Here is a 16,252-nt window from a genome sequence, read left to right as displayed (position 1 = left end):
GATCTCCCTAGCGCGCGACCTGGCGTTCGCGGATCTCCTCGAGCGTCTTGCAGTCGATGCACAACGTGGCCGTAGGACGCGCCTCAAGGCGCTTCAGGCCGATTTCTACGCCGCAGCTGTCACAGTACCCATACTCGCCTTCCTCGATGCGCTGGAGGGCCTCGTTGATCTTTTTGATCAGCTTGCGTTCGCGGTCCCGGCTGCGCAGCTCGAGCGACAGGTCGGATTCCTGGCTGGCGCGGTCATTCGGGTCTGCAAAGGATGTCGTCTCGTCCTGCAGCGTGTGGACGGTACGTTCGATATCGTCGGACATTTCCTGACGGAGCGCAGTGAGCATTTCGCGAAAATGTGCGTTCTGCTTCTCGCTCATGTAGTCTTCGCCCGGCGCGGGGGTGTAGGAGGGGAACTGCCTGTGGAGGAATTCTTCAGCCATGACTTGAGATACCTTATCGAGGCGGCAATTAGTTGGAGACCCGTTAAATATCAGAAATAGCGGGGCTGAACAAGCTGTTTTCAAGCGCTTTTCTAAGGTTTGACGAAGCCGGTTCAAAGCGCTGAAACGACGCTCCAACGGGATTTTTCGAAAAATGTTTGACGGCCCGGAAAAGTATCTGTAAAGTGCGCGGCTCTCGGGGTGTAGCGCAGCCTGGTAGCGCATCTGCTTTGGGAGCAGAGGGTCGTGAGTTCGAATCCCACCACCCCGACCAGCTTCACCCCGATGCCCGCGGGATCTGCCCGTAGCTCAACTGGATAGAGCACCGGCCTTCTAAGCCGGGGGTTGCAGGTTCGATTCCTGCCGGGCAGGCCAGAGATGTTTCTGGTTTGGATTTACAAGTTTCTGGGTCCTGTCTTTGACAGGGTCCTGATGGCGGCGGCATTAGCTCAGTTGGTAGAGCATTGGATTGTGGCTCCAAAGGTCACCGGTTCGAAACCGGTATGTCGCCCCAAGCTACGAAGGGCATTCGCCCAACAAGAAACCGTCCGCGAGGGCGGTTTTTTGTTGTCTGGCGTTTGTGCATGCCGTGGGGTACGGGCGGGTTCGCCGAGACCGCAGCGAGGTGGCTGCGGGTGCCGTCAGTGCGCGCCGCACGTTCTGGTTAAAGATCCGGCCGGCGGTGCCGATAGCTCGGACACTGGCCGCCCGATTCGTCGGTGTGGATTCCGGGTTACGAGCGGTTTGCGGAGATTGTCATGAGTAAAGATCGGTCCATGTCCCTGCGCAGTCGTCTGATTGCGCTCACTGTCGCCACCGTCATCGGTCTGTGCGTGCTCTTTGTCGTCGTGCTCATGAGCGAGCGCCAGCAGTTGATGACGGACCGCCAGGAGAAGGTACGCAATCTGGTCGAGGTTGCACATGCCACCGTCACCCATTTCGAGAAGCTGGCCGCGAATGGCACGCTCGAAGTTGCCGACGCGCAGAAAGCGGCCATGGAAGTGCTGCGCACGATGCGCTACGACAAGAATGAGTATTTCTGGATCAATGATCTGAACAACGTGATGATCATGCACCCGATTCGGGGAGATCTCGACGGCAAGAAGCTCGACCAGTTGAAGGATGCGAACGGCAAACTCCTGTTCGTCGAGTTCAACGATGTGGTGAAGGCCAGGGGTGCAGGCTTCGTGGATTACCTGTGGGCCAAGCCCGGGTCGGAAGCACCGGTTCCCAAGGTGTCCTACGTGAAAGGCAGCGATGCTTGGAAATGGGTGATCGGAACCGGCATCTATGTTGATGACGTCGACGCGCTGTTCAAGGTAAAGGCGGCCTGGTTGCTGGTGTGGGGCCTGGGCATCGGTGGCTTCATCGCAATTTCGCTCACGCTTGTGGGACGCTGGATCCTGCGCACGCTGGGCGGCGAACCCGAGTACGCTTCCCGCATCACGCGGTCGATCGCCGCAGGTGACCTGACGAGCGATGTGGTATGCGCCCCTGGTGACACCACCAGCGTGCTGGCCGGCATGAAGGCGATGCAGCAGACGCTGCGGCAGATGATCGAGGAGATCGTGAGAGACGCCGAGCAGCTCTCAAGCGCGTCGTCACAGATGCTGGTCGCGTCGGAAGAGGTTGCCGCCCAGTCAAGTCATCAGAGTGAGGCAGCGTCCTCGATGGCTGCTGCGGTCGAGGAGATGACGGTCAGCATCGACCAGGTGGCCGAGAATGCGCATGAGGCGCATGCGATCACGGTGCATTCCGGCGAATTGTCTGCCAAGGGTACCGGCGTCATTCAGAATGCTGCGGCGGAAATGCGCAATATTTCCGACGCAGTGAAATCCTCGTCCGAAATCATTCAGGACCTCGGCGAGCAGTCGAACCAGATCACGTCGATCGTCAATACGATTCGCGAGATTGCGGACCAGACGAACCTGCTGGCGCTCAACGCCGCAATCGAGGCAGCACGCGCCGGCGAGCAGGGACGCGGCTTCGCGGTGGTGGCCGACGAAGTGCGCAAGCTCGCCGAGCGTACCAGCCTGTCGACAACCGAGATCGCGAGCATGGTTGGCAAGATCCAGACCGGAACGCGCAATGCGGTGTCGAGCATGGAAGCCGGTGTCCGGCAGGCGGGTTCGGGCGTGGCGCTGGCGAGTCAGGCGGGCGAGTCGATCACCGAGATCCGGGATGGCGCGCAGCGTGTCATGGAAGTGGTGAACAGCATCTCCGACGCGATTCGCGAGCAGGGAACGGTTTCCAGCGAGATCGCGCGCAATATCGAGCAGATCGCACAGATGTCCGAAGAGGGCGCACGTGCGGTGCACAACACGGCAGAAGCCGCGCGCAACATGCAGAAGCTCTCCAGCGGGCTGCACGCGGCTGTCAGCCGCTTCAAACTGGGCTAGCCGGCTCGCGGCTGCGTGCGGCTGGCTGCGCGCTCATGGCGCTTGGCCGCACATGCAGCCCGCGGGTGGATCACCAGGGTTTGAAGGCGAGCGGAAAGCCGCCGTGACCAAAGAAGCGTGAGAGGTCGCGCAGCTCGTATTGCTGACGCGGGCTGAGCGCGGCATGGATCGCGCGTGCTGCGGCCACTGTGGCGGGCCTGAGGGGCTGCGAAGCGGTGCTGCGGATGGCGACCAGGAATGGCACCAGGAAAGTCCGGCGAATGCGTGTGGCGGCGCCAAATACGGCGGCGGCGGCACGCAGTTCGTCGAGGCTGAAGGCGGCCCGCAAGGAGTTGTAGTAATCCTCGGTAAACAGCTTGGGCTGCCTCGCCGCGTTCTCGGTGGCAAAGAAGGCCTGCGAAGCCTGTCGCCGCAAACGGCCGAAATCCACCAGATAGATACCTCCGCCTGGCTTGAGAACGCGCCGGGCCTCGCACAGTGTCTTCGACAGCGCTTCCAGACTGCCCAGATGGTGTAGCGACATGGTGGAGACCACCGCATCCACCGAGCCATCGTCGAAACCGTGCAGGGCGGTCATGTCGCCGGCGCACAGCCGGGTATTGGTGATGGCGTTGCGTGCCAGTGTTTCGCGTCCCAGGTCGAGCATCGCATCGGCTGCATCGAGACCGATGAAGCGCGCGTCGGGGTTCAAGCGGGCGATGAATGCAAGCTGGTTCGCCGGGCCGCAGCCGAGATCGAGCACGGTGGCGCCGGGGGCGATGACCGCACTGGCCTGGATCGCATGGTAGAGGTAGGTGTGGGCGAGGATGCCGTCTTCGCGCCCCGCCAGCATGAAGGCTTGTGCACTGGCCGGGTCGTCCATCACCAGCGCCGGTTCCACGACGCGCGGCTGGCGCTGGCCTGAAAACAGGTCGAGCGCCAGATTGAGCAGCAGGGCAGGACTAGGCATCGGCGGCGGCCGTGTGCCCGCTCAGGCTCAGCCAGTGGCGGCTGACATCGAGCATGCGGTTTGCGAAGCCCCATTCGTTGTCGAACCACACCAGCAGGTTAACCATGCGCGGACCGCAGGAGCGGGTCTGACTGCCATCGACGATGGCCGAGTGGGCATCGTGATTGAAGTCGATCGAGGCGTGGGTCTCGTCCGACCACGCGATGAGGCCGGCAAACGGGCCTGCGGCAGCCTGTTGCAGCAAGGTGTTGATGTACGCGGCCGACGCATCCCGCTCGAGGGTGAGCACCATGTCGATGGCCGACACGTTGTGCGTCGGCACCCGGATGGCCTTTGCGTGCACGCGGCCGGTCAGCGCAGGAAGCAGGCGCTCCACGCCGCGCGCGAGGCCGGTGGAGACCGGGATGATCGACTGCATTGCCGAGCGCGTGCGGCGAAGGTCGGTGTCGTGATAACCGTCGATCAGCGGCTGATCGTTCATCGCGGAATGCAGGGTGGTGAGCAGCGCCTGCTCGATCCCGATCTCGCGATGCAGCAGGTCGAGCACCGGTACCACGGCGTTCGTGGTGCACGACGCATTCGAGACCAGACGTTCGGTGCCGGTGAGTGTGGCGTCGTTGATGCCATGCACGATGGTCGCATCCACGTCTGCCGCGCTGTTTCCCGGGTGCGACAGCAGCAGGCGTGGACACCCGGCATCGAGAAAGCGCTGCAGCGCTGCGCGGTCGCTGTACTGACCCGAACACTCGACCACCAGATCAAGCTCGAGGCCCGCCCAGTCCACGCCTTCCGGTGTGGTGGCGTGGGTCACGGCAATCATCTGATCGCCGATCAGCAGAGCGTCGTCATCGGCGACCACCCGGCCGGGAAAGCGGCCGTGGGTCGAATCGAAGCGGGTGAGGTAGGCGATGCTGGCCAGGTCGGCCGGCTCGTTGATGGCAACGACCTTGAAGCGGTCGCTGATCGACGATTCGTGAAGGGCGCGCAGAAAGCAACGGCCGATGCGGCCGTAACCATTGATCGCGATGCGAAACGGGTTGGAGCGGGATGACGCCACGTTCGAGCCTGCCATGATGGGATGCGGGACAAGGGCAGGATTCTACAACCGATGAAGCACCCGCCCCAGTTTATGGCACCCGCAAGCCCGCAGCATCGCAACTCCGGGGGTGACTGACCGTGTTGGTCAGAGCGCAAGTGCTGCGGCTTGCTCGGCTGCTTGCGTCAGCAATGGGTGCAACTCCACCACGGTCCCCACGATGATCAGGCTGGGTGTCTGCAGCTTTGCGGCGCGGACTTCGAAGGGCAGCGACATCAGGGTGCTGGTGACGATGCGTTGCTGCGGCGTCGTGGCGGCATGCACGACCGCGGCAGGTGTGGTGCGCCACAGACCGTGCGCCACCAACTCACGACAGATGATGTCGAGCGCACCCAGGCCCATGTAGATGACGATGGTCTGGTGGGGCCTGGCCAGCGCGTCCCAGTCGAGATCGACGCTGCCTTCCTTCAGGTGGCCGGTGGCAAATACCACGGTCTGTGCGTGGTCACGGTGCGTCAGCGGAATGCCGGTGCTTGCCGCCATGCCTGCTGCAGCGGTGACACCGGGCACGACCTCACAGGCGATGCCGCTGGCGATCAGTGCCTGCATCTCCTCTCCGCCGCGTCCGAAAATGAAGGGGTCACCGCCCTTGAGGCGCACGACCCTGAGCCCCTGGCGTGCAAGTTCGACCAGCAGCAGATTGATCTCGTCCTGGGGCAGTGCATGCCGGCCGGCCTTCTTTCCTGCATAGATACGCCGCGCGTCTGGACGCGCCAGATCCAGGATGCCTTCGCCCACGAGTTGGTCATAGACGATGACATCGGCTTCGGCGATGCGCCGGGCCGCCTTCAGGGTCAGCAGTTCGGGGTCGCCCGGACCGGCACCCACGAGGGCGACCGAGCCGGTTGCGGAGCCGGTGTGCCCGGGTTGGCGCGGTGCCGCCGGGCTTGCGAAGGGGCCTGCAGATCCTCGGCTGAGGTGGATGAGCGAGGAGGACGCAGGGCGAAGCAGGGTGCTTTGAGTCATGGTCTTTATTCTCAGTCAATATCTGCTACGTTTAGGATAGCTGGACTTTATCCCTAAGCGTAGTGTGGAAAATTAATTCATATCAAGGATCGCAAGTCGGCACGAGTTCGATACTGATTGCATGGTTTTGGGTCTGTTCATGCTTTACGAAGGAGAGAGAAAATGCAGCATATGCGTTGGATTCGTCATGCCGCCGTGCTGGCTGCGCTGCCGCTTGCACTGACTGCGGCCTGGGCCGAGGAGACACACAAGGATGTTTCACCCGCCGAGATGAAGTATCAGGCGGGCGGTTCGCCGCTTGGTGAAGTGGAGATGTATCAGGACATCAATCCCAAGGCGCCGTCGATGTCGAAGGCCGAGTTCGACAAGGCTCGGCAGATCTATTTCCAACGCTGTGCTGGCTGTCACGGCGTGCTGCGCAAGGGCGCGACCGGCAAGCCGCTGACGCCCGACAAGACTCTGGCCTCGGGTACCGATTACCTCAAGGTGTTCATCAAGTACGGCTCGCCGGCCGGGATGCCGAACTGGGGCACCTCGGGCGAACTGACCGACGACGAAGTCGATCTGATGGCGCGCTATGTTCAGCAAACCCCGCCGCAACCGCCGGAGTTCGGCATGGCGGACATGAAGGCGACGTGGAAAGTCGTGGTTCCGCCGGAGAAGCGTCCGACGAAGAAGATGAACAGCTACAACCTCGACAACATCTTCTCCACCACGCTGCGTGACAGCGGCGAAGTGGCCCTGATCGATGGTGACAGCAAAAAGATCATCAGCATCCTCAAGACCGGCTATGCCGTTCACATTTCGCGCACGTCCGCGTCCGGACGTTACCTGTATGTGATCGGCCGCGATGCGAAGATCAACCTCATCGACCTGTGGATGGAGAAACCCGACACCGTGGCCGAGATCCGCACCGGTCTCGAGGCCCGCTCGGTCGAAACCTCGAAGTACAAAGGCTTCGAAGACAAGTACGCGATTGCCGGTTCCTACTGGCCGCCGCAGTTTGTCATCATGGAAGGCGACACCCTCGAGCCGCTCAAGATCGTCGGTACGCGCGGCATGACGGTGGACACGCAGGAGTACCACCCCGAGCCGCGGGTTGCCTCCATCGTGGCTTCGCACTACAAGCCCGAGTTTGTGGTGAACGTGAAGGAAACCGGCAAGATCCTGATGGTGGATTACTCCAACATCCACGCCCTGAAGACCACTGAGATCGAGGCTGCACGCTTCCTGCACGATGGTGGCTGGGACAGCACCAAGCGCTACTTCATGGTTGCCGCCAACCAGTCGAACAAGATTGCCGCAGTGGATGCGAAGGATGGCAAGCTTGCCGGGCTGATCGACGTGGGCAAGATTCCGCACCCGGGTCGTGGCGCCAACTTCATCCATCCCAAGTACGGTCCGGTATGGGCGACCGGCCACCTCGGCGACGAAAGCATTGCGCTGATCGGTACCGATCCTGAGAAGCACAAGCAGTATGCATGGAAGATGGTCGAGTCGCTGACCGGGCAGGGCGGAGGTTCGCTCTTCCTCAAGACCCATCCGAAGTCGAAGAACCTGTGGGTGGATACCGCGCTGAATCCGGATCCGGCGGTGAGCCAGTCGATCGCGGTGTATGACATCAACAAGCTCGACAAGGGCTTCGAGGTGCTGCCGATCGCGAAGTGGGCCGAACTGGGTGAAGGTGCCAAGCGCGTGCTGCAACCCGAGTACAACGTCAAGGGTGACGAGGTATGGTTCTCGGTGTGGTCGGCCAAGAACCAGGAGTCGGCAATCGTCGTGGTCGATGACAAGACGCGCACGCTCAAGGCGGTGATCAAGGATCCGCGTCTGATCACGCCGACCGGCAAGTTCAATCTGTACAACACCCAGCACGACGTTTATTGATGCAATGCGGGCGCGGCTTAGGTCGCGCCGTATCGACGGCCAGGACTTTCGTCAGCGAATGTCCTGGCTTTTTGTTGCCAGCGATTTGCGGCCGTGGCCGGGGCTGGCCCGGACCGGTGTGGTTGATTCGGGTCAAGGCAGGCAAGGGGCTCAGACGTCATGCTGGACCCCGATGAAGCGCATACGGATAGCATGATGAAGCCGCCAGCACTGTTGATGCATGTTCTCGTTCTTGTCGGGCTCACCCTGATGTCGGTGCTCGCTTCCGCCACGCCGCCGCTTGCGGCCGAACGCGAACGCGTGCTGGTGCACATGGTTCGCCAGGACTGCGGGTCCTGCCATGGCCTGACGCTTGCCGGCGGGCTTGGGCCCGCACTGACCCCCGCTGCACTTGCCGACAAACCGGTCGAAGGCCTGGTGGCAACGGTCATGGACGGTCGTCCGGGTACACCGATGCCGCCGTTTCGCGGCATTCTCTCCGAACTCGAAGCGCACTGGATCATTCATCAGCTGATGCACGGTTTTCCGGCCGATCGCGGGCTGGCATTGCAGGGCGCAGAACGCTAAAAAGAAGCAGGAGTCGCTACATGTCGAAGGAAAACGTCCGTCTTTCCCCACCGCTGCTATGGGGCATTCTGTTGCCGGTGATGGTGCTCCTGCTGTCGGCCTGCTCCACGGCCGCGCCGGTACTGCGCGGTACCGGAGATCTTGGCGTGCTGATCGAGCGTGCCGACGGGCGGGTGAAAATCGTCGATACCAGCGCGCGCGCCGTGCTTGCTCAGGTTGAAGGGCTGGGTGACCTGTCTCACGCGTCGGTGGTGTTCTCGCGCGACGCACGTTATGCCTATGTGTTCGGTCGTGATGGTGGTCTGAGCAAGGTCGACCTGCTGACCGCCCGCATCGTGCGTCGGGTCATGCAGGCCGGCAACGCGATTGGCGGAGCGATCTCGCAGGATGGCCGCATCGTGGTGGCGCAGAACTACACGCCTGGCGGCATCAAGGCTTTCGATGCCGAAACCCTCGAACTGGTCGCCGACGTCCCTGCGAGCTACGGCAGCGATGGCCAGCGCTCCAAGGTGGTCGGTCTGGCTGATCTGCCGGGTAACCGTTTCGTCTATTCCCTGTTCGATGCCGACGAGATCCGGGTGACCGATCTCTCCGATCCGGCACACCCGACAACGCAGCGCTTCCCCGCCGGTCATCAGCCCTACGATGCGCTGGTGACGCCCGATGGGCGCTATTACATCGCGGGCCTGTTCGGTGAGGACGGGCTGGCCATGCTCGATCTGTGGCGACCGCAGCAGGGCGTTCGCAAGATTCTCGCCGGTTATGGCAAGGGCGATGCTCCGTTGCCGGTGTACAAGATGCCGCATCTTCGCGGCTGGGCGATTGCGGGAGGGCGTGCTTACCTGCCAGCCATTGGCCGTCATGAAGTGCTGGTTGTGGATACCACCAGCTGGCAGGAAGTGGGGCGGATTGCGGTGAAGAGCCAACCAGTGTTCGTGATGGCGCGGCCGGACGGGCGCGAGGTGTGGGTCAATTTCGCCTTTCCCGAGAATGGCTGGGTTCAGGTCATCGACACCCTGAGTCAGAACGTGGTCGATACGTTGCAGCCGGGACGCGCCATTCTGCACATGGAGTTTGCACCCCGCGGCGAGGTCGTATGGCTGTCGTCCCGCGACGACAACCGGGTGTTCATCTACGATACGGCCAGCCACAAGCCCGTTCACAGCTTTGCGGCAGCCAGTCCGAGCGGCATCTTCTTTACCAGCCGCGCGGCGCGTACCGGGTTCTGAGCCATGGCACGCATCCATCCTTTGCTGCTCGACACCGACAGTGCCGAGTTTCGCCTGCTCAACGACTGGCAGCGCGGCTTTCCGCTCGTACCGCGTCCCTTTGCCGCGATCGGCGACTGCGTCGGTCTGAGCGAGCAGGCCGTCATCGAGCGCTATCTCGACTGGGTGACGGTCGGGGTGGTGAGCCGGGTCGGCGCCGTGTTCGCACCGCGTCGCCTTGGGGCGGGCGCGCTGGTGGCGCTGGCGGTACCCGCGGAGCGCCTGGACGAAGTGGCTGCACGTGTGAGCGCCGAGTCTGGCGTGAATCACAACTATGAGCGCGAGCACGCCTTCAATCTGTGGTTCGTCGCTTCGGCAACCGACGATGAAGCCTTGCGGCGCATGGTCTCTTCCATCGAAGCCGATACCGGCTGCCATGCCCTCGTCCTGCCGATGCTGGAAGAGTTTCATATCGATCTCGGTTTCGATCTCTCCGGACGCAGTGCGCCAGGCCGGGCCGAATGCGAGTCCCGGATGTCGGGCAGCACTGAAATCGCGTGTGCCCTGCCGGCGATGGAACGCGGCCTGTTCGCCGCCCTGCAGCGCGGCTTGCCCATCATGGCCGCACCGTGGGCTGGCGTCGGTCAGCGGGTCGGGCTCAACGAAAACATGGTGATCGAGATCGTGTCGCGGGCGCTGGAGGACGGGCTGATCCGGCGCTTCGGCGTGGTGGTTCGTCACCATGAACTCGGCATCAAGGCCAACGCCATGTGTGTGTGGGATGTGCCGGACGAACTGGCCAGCACGCTGGGCAGGCAGCTTGCACGGCACCCCGGCGTCACGCTGTGCTATCGACGCGCACGGTCCCTTCCGCACTGGCCTTACAACCTGTTCTGCATGATCCACGGCAGCGTCCGCGAAACCGTGCTTGCGCAGCGGGACGAGATCGCATGCTCGCTCGGGCTCGATCACTTTTCGCATGCGGTGCTCTTCAGCGGGCGGCGCTTCAAGCAGAGCGGCGCGCACTACCTGCCACTGGGGCCGGAGAGCGGTCATGGCTGAACATACGGCGCGCGGGGCACGTGGTATCGCTGCCAGCCGTGAACCCGACGCCGTTGACCGCCAGCTGATCAACGCACTGCAGGGTGAGTTTCCGCTGGTGGAACAACCGTATGCAGCCGTCGGGGCGATGCTTGGCCTGAGCGAGGACGAAGTGATCGCGCGCCTGAACAGTCTGCTCGAAGACCGCGTGCTGACCCGCTTCGGACCGATGTTCCAGATCGAGCGCATGGGCGGTGCCTTCTGTCTGGCGGCGATGGCGGTGCCCGAGGCCGACTGGGAGCGGGTGGTGGACGCCGTCAATTCCTTGCCGGCCGTGGCGCACAACTACCGCCGCACGCATGCCTTCAACATGTGGTTCGTGCTTGCAACTGCAAGCCCCGAGGGCATCGCGGATGCGGCGGCGCGCATCGAGACGCTTACCGGCTTGCCGGTACATCTGTTTCCCAAGGAAAGGGAGTACTTCGTCGAAATGAGGCTGGAGGCCTGATGACGAACGAATCGGTGAGCGGTGTCGATGCGGGAGGCGACGAACTGGATCGTCGCCTGGTACTCGCCACCCAGCAGGGCTTGCCGCTGGTGCCGCGTCCCTATGCCGAGCTCGCCAGCCAGCTTGGCTGCACCGAAGCCGTGGTGCGCGAACGTCTCGCGGCGATGCTGTCCAGCGGTGCGATCAGGCGTATCGGCGCAGTGCCCAATCACTACGCCATCGGCTATACCGCAAACGGCATGACCGTATGGGATATCGACGACGCGCTGGTGGATGAAGTCGGCGAGCTGGTGGGGGCGCTCGGTTTCATCACCCATTGCTACCGCCGGCCGCGCCAGTTGCCCGACTGGCCGTACAACCTGTTTGCGATGGTGCACGCAGGCAGCCGAGAGGCCGCACTCGAGCGTGTCGACGAAGTCGCGGCGCTGATCCACACCCGCTTTCCATGCGCGTGTCGCGCGCACGATGTCCTTTTTTCCACGGCGATTCTCAAGAAGACCGGCATCAGGCTGAGCTAGTGGCCGGTGGTGCGGATGACGCGCGGCATGGCGGCCGTGGTCCGCCAGCACATCGCAGGCGCATCTCCCCTCGGACTTTCAATGCCCGGTGATTGAACTAGACTGTCAGGACGCCGCTGTCGACCTCCGCTGTTGAGCGCGTTACGTCGAACATTGTCGATCAGCCCCTGAATCACTTAACGGAGAGCCAGATGACACAGGATTCCGACCAGTACGTGATGTCCCTTCAGATTCCGGACATTGAAGCCGACGCAAGAATGCTCGGGCGTCAGTCCAAACGTGCCGCCATTCTTGGCGCGCCCCTGAGCGCTGAAACAGACAAACCCACTGCAGCCCTCATCAAGGGGCAGGTGACTGCGTTCTCGGGGAATCTCTCCGGGCAGGACAAGCAGGACATCGAGTACACCACGCTGGCCGCACAGCTCAATTCCGACATCGTCGTGCCCGACAACCAGTCGTTCGAGAACATGCAGGCATGGTTCGCGAACTATTCCAAGGTGATGTCCAACCTGGGCTGGGTGATGTCGTTCAGCTGGGAGAAGTACAAGGCGGCCTCGCAGGGGCTGTCGGTGGATGCCGTGATCATCGAGGTGCTGACGGCTGTGGCATCGCAGAACGGGGCGGCGATCGCGAAGGCTGCGATTGATGCCATCGGCAAGCTGCCGCGGGACGGAAACCGTATCAAGCTGTTCAACAACTCCACCATGAGCGACAAGGCCGGGAAGTTTCTCCTCGGCGTGGCGAGCAAGGAGAACGAGTCGCTGTCGCTGGCCTTCGGCGCGTTTGCGCTGGACTTCAAGACGCGTGACACCACGGTGCTGTGGTTCAACTGGAAGAGCTCCGATGTGTCCATCTACAAGGATCAGAAGGTGGCGACCTTCAATCAGGACTATTACGCCAAGGGCGCGCGCGACAAGCTGGAGCAGAAGATGCGCGACCATGTCGCCGCTTACGTCGAAGACCTGGACCTTGGCTTCTAGACCATCCCGGACGGGCCTGCTGCGCCCGGCTCACACCACGCGACTGGCTGCAAGCAGCGCCCACACGGTGCTCGCGCCTGGCGAACGGTCGGGCGTGAGGACTTGATGACCGCAGAATGCTTTCTCGAGTCGCAACGTGCGGTCCGCGTCTCCGACGGTCTGATCTTCGCGTTCGGCACCGACGTATCCGACGAGATCCGGGATGCGGTGACGCTGACGAGCTGGGCGGCTGAAGCGCATGCGGCCCATGCCGGCGTGTCCATCGACGGGCGGCCCGACGATTGGCTCGATACCTGCGAGAAGACCCTGTCGAAGCTGGGCTGGGTGACGGTCGAGCGTGCCTGGCAGACCGAGTACGAGGTGCCCGATGAGACGCAGGAAGGGGCTGCGAGGCGCATCCTGAGGCAGGCGCTTGGCGATCATCCTCTGGTCCGCGGGCTGACCGGAAAGCTACAGGCGCTGGACGACTGGCCGCACAGGCCGTGCTGGGTCGGGCTCGTGGAAGCGGATGCGAACGGATCGCCCCTGCTGACCTCAATCCTGCTCGTGGCGCTGCCGCCCGAGGCACGCGAGTCGCCCGCGCCTGCGCTACTGCCGGAGGTGCAGGCTGCGCAAGCGCCGGCGCGTCACGCGTTCCGGCTTGCCATCTGGGTGGCCAGGCTCAACATGCTGATGTTCGAAAGCGTCCGGCCGGTGTTGCTGCGCCGCTACCGGGAGCTGGAGGACGCTGCGAACCGACGCTGACCGACCCCGACGCCCGGTCCGGCGTGCGCTAACGATGGGAGCGAGAACCGTTGCGAATCGACACTCAGGGACAGATCGCCTTCGTCGACAGCCTGCCGCTTGCTCCGCCAGCCCAGGTGCATGTGGGACGTGCCTTCAGCGGGCACCTGCTGCCGGCCATGCGGGGGATGACGGCCGACGGCGGCAGCGGGGAACAGACGGCTTACGTTGCGAAGGGCAGTCTTGTCTCCTTTGTCGCCGGGGTCGATCAGGCGGCACGGGCCGATGTGCTGGATGCCTTGCTCTTTGCGCAGCTTGGCGCGGACGAGCGTTTCGACCGCGAGCGTGATTTCGACCACTGGCACCGCTTCTATCTGCTCGTGATGCAGAACGTCGGGTGGACGGTAGAAGTGCTCGACTGCGCACCACCCGTACTCGAACGCTTCACCGTTGGCGAGCTTGGGCTGGCCCTGCTGCAGATGAATGCGAGTGCCGCCGAACAGCGTGCAGCCGACGCCACCCTTGCATCGGCCCGGCACAGGGTGCCTGCGGTGTTTGACCAGAGCAGCCACTCGAGCGATGCGGGCTGCTTTCATGTCGGGACCTGCTCCCAACTCGCCCAGCGCATCGAAACGACGCTCATCTGCATTCATTTCCATACCGGGCTGCGGGTCACTCAGCTGCTGAAGCATGTGTTCGACCGGCGTACGACCCGCTACGGCGCAAGCATTTACCGCTGCTCGCTCGATCTCGCCGCGCATGCCCCGGTTGCGCTGCAGATCAGGAAGAAGCTCGCCGATGACGTCGGTGTGTTCATCCATGAGCTTGCGCTCTGAGCTGCCCCTGGGTGCGAGCCTCGTCATCGCGGCCTGGGCGGCGTTCGTGCTTTGGGCTTGCAGTGCCGGGTGGAGCGGGGGATGGACATCCATCGGTCCTGAAGGGGGGTCGGTGCGCACCATTGCTTTCGATCGTCTGGATGCGCGGGTGCTGTATGCGGGCACACTGAAAGGGGGCGTGTTCCGTTCGCTCGACGGTGCGCAGAGCTGGCAGCGGGCGAATGCCGGTCTGGCGGGGGTGACGGTGGTGGATATCGCAGCCGGAGCGCTGACGCCTTCGCGGCTTTTTGCTGCCACGGACTCCAGGGGCGTTTTCCGCAGCGCAGACCGGGGCCGCAGCTGGCGGGCATGCAATGCCGGCCTCGATGTGCCGGCGCTGCGCTCGATCGTCATTGACCCCACGAATCCTGCCGCCTTGCTGGTCGCCAGCTTCGGTGGCGGGATCTACCGCTCTGACGACGCGTGTGAAAGCTGGCATGCGTATTCCACGGGACTGAACGATGCTTTCGTGAACGTGCTGGCGACGGACATGCGGGCGCCCGGCACCGTCTATGCCGGCACCGGCGCGGGGCTTTACCGCCTGCGCCCGGGGTCACCGCGCTGGGTCGGCGTCGGTGTGCCGACATGGTATGTGCAGGACGTGCTCGTCGATCCCGCGTCCGGTGCGATCCTTGTTGCGCTGCCGGGCAACGGCGTTCTTGTCTCCCGTGACGACGGCAAGACCTGGGCTGACGCGAGCCTTGGGCTCGACGACGCCATGGTGACCGGGCTGGCGCGGGCGTCAGGCGGCACCCTCCATGCCGGAGCGCAGTCGGGCGAGATGTTCCGCTCGGTCGACGGCGCACGGAGCTGGCAGGCAGTCGCAGCATGGCGGAGAGGTACGCCGATTGAGGCGCTCGCCACCGACGCACGCCTGCCTGGGCACATCCATGCAGGCACGAGGTTCGCGGGTGTAGAGATGTCGCGCGACGCTGGCGCGAGCTGGCGTGCTGCCAATCGTGGTCTGCACAACGTGCAGGTCGAAGCGCTGGTCATCGATCCGGGAGGCACGGGCGCGCTGCCACAGGTCATTCATGTCGGCAGCCGGTATTCGGGTGCGTTCCGGTCTGTCGATGGCGGGCGCACGTGGGAGGCCGGGCGCGGCATTCCGGATGCGTGGGTGAGCGCAGTCGTGCCTGATCCAGTGCTTCGTTCAAGGGTGTACGCCGTGACCGGGCGCGGTCTGGTGTTGGTGTCTCACGACCGGGGCGCGCACTGGCTGGCGGTGGGGCAGGGCGCAGGTTCTCCGCTTCTTGCACTCGCCGTGCATCCGCGTTCGACGGGTGTCATGCTCGCGGGCGGGGCCGCGGGGCAGCTCTTCGCCACCCGGGATGGCGGGCAGCACTGGGACACGCTTGCGGATTTCAGCGGCGCGGTGATCCAGCACATCGTGTTCGATCCGCTGTTTCCCGACACGGTCTACGTCGCGACCAGCAAGGGCATTTACAAAGGGGCAGCGGGCGGGACGAACTGGCGGGCGCTCAACACCGGGCTGCAGCAGCCCGACATACAGGCACTAGCAATCGACCCGCTCATCAGCCCCGCCGTCATCTATGCGGCGACCGAGGGGGGCGGCGTCCTTCGTTCGGCGGACGGTGGCGAACACTGGCGTGCGCTCAATTCCGGACTCACCGATCCCTTCATCCGCGCCGTCGCCATCGACCCGGAAGATTCGACAAGGCTGTATGCCGGTGGGCGGTCGGGGCGGATCTTTCGCACGTACGACGCCGGCCTGAGCTGGCGGAGCATCAGCAAGGGGGCGGATCTGCCCTCGATTACCGTCCTCGCGGTCGATCCCGCGCAGCCACGACGCGTCTTCGCCGCAACGGCGGGCAACAGCGTGGTGGTCGAGACGCAGACAAGCGGGTGGGCATGGATCGCCGCGCTGATTGCCACGATCGTGCTTGCGCGCGCGCTGATGGCCGGTTTAAGCGCCCGGCACATGCGGGGCTGATCGTCACACAGCCGCCCGCGCCGGGGTCGGGGTTGTAAAATGAGCCGTGCCCGAGGCGCGCAAACCCGCGCAAACCCGCGCAAACCATCACGCACGCGTGATGGACCCCGCGACGGACCCTGCTCTGGACCCATAGCCCTCTGCGACT

General features: G+C 63.7%; 15 protein-coding genes and 3 tRNA genes. 14 read left to right on the top strand and 4 right to left on the bottom strand.

From position 1 onward, the window contains the following. Positions 1–7: 7 nt before the first annotated feature. A complete protein-coding gene (gene dksA, locus CEW87_RS19385; RefSeq protein WP_159098217.1) occupies positions 8–433 on the bottom strand; it encodes an RNA polymerase-binding protein DksA in 426 nt (141 codons plus the stop codon). Positions 434–630: 197 nt separating this feature from the next. Between dksA and CEW87_RS19380 the strand changes: the two genes are divergently transcribed. The 4 genes from CEW87_RS19380 to CEW87_RS19365 all read left to right on the top strand — a co-directional run bounded on the left by CEW87_RS19380 (position 631) and on the right by CEW87_RS19365 (position 2,832). Next, a tRNA-Pro gene (locus tag CEW87_RS19380) sits at positions 631–707 on the top strand. Positions 708–731: 24 nt separating this feature from the next. After that, positions 732–808, top strand: a tRNA-Arg gene (locus CEW87_RS19375). 63 nt (positions 809–871) lie between these two features. Next, positions 872–947 (top strand) — tRNA-His (locus tag CEW87_RS19370). Between the two features lie 244 nt (positions 948–1,191). Continuing rightward, a complete protein-coding gene (locus CEW87_RS19365) occupies positions 1,192–2,832 on the top strand; it encodes a methyl-accepting chemotaxis protein (protein ID WP_108975647.1) in 1,641 nt (546 codons plus the stop codon). Between the two features lie 70 nt (positions 2,833–2,902). On the opposite strand, the gene CEW87_RS19360 is transcribed toward CEW87_RS19365, so the two are convergent. The 3 genes from CEW87_RS19360 to cobA all read right to left on the bottom strand — a co-directional run bounded on the left by CEW87_RS19360 (position 2,903) and on the right by cobA (position 5,843). Further along, positions 2,903–3,781 (bottom strand): class I SAM-dependent methyltransferase, encoded by an 879-nt coding sequence (locus tag CEW87_RS19360; protein ID WP_108975645.1) that lies wholly within the window; start codon positions 3,779–3,781, stop codon positions 2,903–2,905. After that, the gene (locus CEW87_RS19355; protein ID WP_108975643.1) at positions 3,774–4,853 is read right to left on the bottom strand and encodes a type I glyceraldehyde-3-phosphate dehydrogenase; all 1,080 of its coding nucleotides are present in this window, start codon (positions 4,851–4,853) and stop codon (positions 3,774–3,776) included. The genes CEW87_RS19360 and CEW87_RS19355 overlap by 8 nt, the downstream gene beginning before the upstream one ends. Before the next feature lie 111 nt (positions 4,854–4,964). Continuing rightward, positions 4,965–5,843 (bottom strand): uroporphyrinogen-III C-methyltransferase, encoded by an 879-nt coding sequence (gene cobA / locus CEW87_RS19350; RefSeq protein ID WP_108975641.1) that lies wholly within the window; start codon positions 5,841–5,843, stop codon positions 4,965–4,967. Between the two features lie 162 nt (positions 5,844–6,005). On the opposite strand from cobA, the gene CEW87_RS19345 reads away from it, so the two are divergent. The 10 genes from CEW87_RS19345 (at position 6,006) to CEW87_RS19300 (ending at position 16,104) form a co-directional block, all read left to right on the top strand. Then, positions 6,006–7,730: a nitrite reductase gene (locus CEW87_RS19345; RefSeq protein WP_269807782.1), complete on the top strand. Its 1,725-nt coding sequence runs from the start codon at positions 6,006–6,008 to the stop codon at positions 7,728–7,730. Between the two features lie 195 nt (positions 7,731–7,925). Then, positions 7,926–8,297: a c-type cytochrome gene (locus CEW87_RS19340; RefSeq protein ID WP_108977382.1), complete on the top strand. Its 372-nt coding sequence runs from the start codon at positions 7,926–7,928 to the stop codon at positions 8,295–8,297. A 20-nt stretch (positions 8,298–8,317) separates the two neighbouring features. Next, entirely contained in the window at positions 8,318–9,526 is a 1,209-nt protein-coding gene (locus tag CEW87_RS19335; RefSeq protein WP_108975639.1) for a cytochrome D1 domain-containing protein, read from the top strand. Positions 9,527–9,529: 3 nt separating this feature from the next. Continuing rightward, on the top strand, positions 9,530–10,567 hold the full coding sequence (locus tag CEW87_RS19330; protein WP_108975637.1) for an Lrp/AsnC family transcriptional regulator: 1,038 nt from the start codon (positions 9,530–9,532) through the stop codon (positions 10,565–10,567). Further along, on the top strand, positions 10,560–11,054 hold the full coding sequence (locus CEW87_RS19325; protein ID WP_108975635.1) for an Lrp/AsnC family transcriptional regulator: 495 nt from the start codon (positions 10,560–10,562) through the stop codon (positions 11,052–11,054). Before CEW87_RS19330 ends, CEW87_RS19325 begins: the two co-directional genes overlap by 8 nt. Next, positions 11,054–11,572 carry an AsnC family transcriptional regulator gene (locus CEW87_RS19320; protein ID WP_108975633.1) on the top strand — a complete coding sequence of 173 codons (519 nt, stop codon included), beginning with the start codon at positions 11,054–11,056 and terminating at the stop codon, positions 11,570–11,572. The genes CEW87_RS19325 and CEW87_RS19320 overlap by 1 nt, the downstream gene beginning before the upstream one ends. Before the next feature lie 191 nt (positions 11,573–11,763). Further along, a complete protein-coding gene (locus tag CEW87_RS19315; RefSeq protein WP_108975631.1) occupies positions 11,764–12,552 on the top strand; it encodes a hypothetical protein in 789 nt (262 codons plus the stop codon). Between the two features lie 105 nt (positions 12,553–12,657). Beyond that, complete coding sequence (locus CEW87_RS19310) at positions 12,658–13,296, top strand: hypothetical protein (protein WP_108975629.1); 639 nt, start codon at positions 12,658–12,660, stop codon at positions 13,294–13,296. A 50-nt stretch (positions 13,297–13,346) separates the two neighbouring features. Next, a complete protein-coding gene (locus CEW87_RS19305; protein WP_108975627.1) occupies positions 13,347–14,111 on the top strand; it encodes a hypothetical protein in 765 nt (254 codons plus the stop codon). Then, on the top strand, positions 14,095–16,104 hold the full coding sequence (locus tag CEW87_RS19300; protein WP_108975625.1) for a hypothetical protein: 2,010 nt from the start codon (positions 14,095–14,097) through the stop codon (positions 16,102–16,104). Before CEW87_RS19305 ends, CEW87_RS19300 begins: the two co-directional genes overlap by 17 nt. Positions 16,105–16,252 lie beyond the last annotated feature (148 nt).

Source organism: Parazoarcus communis, assembly GCF_003111665.1.
In the GTDB taxonomy this organism is placed as follows: Bacteria; Pseudomonadota; Gammaproteobacteria; order Burkholderiales; family Rhodocyclaceae; genus Parazoarcus; species Parazoarcus communis_B.
The sequence above is the reverse complement of the archived record's forward strand: the minus strand, read 5'-3'. Positions and strand labels throughout refer to the sequence as shown.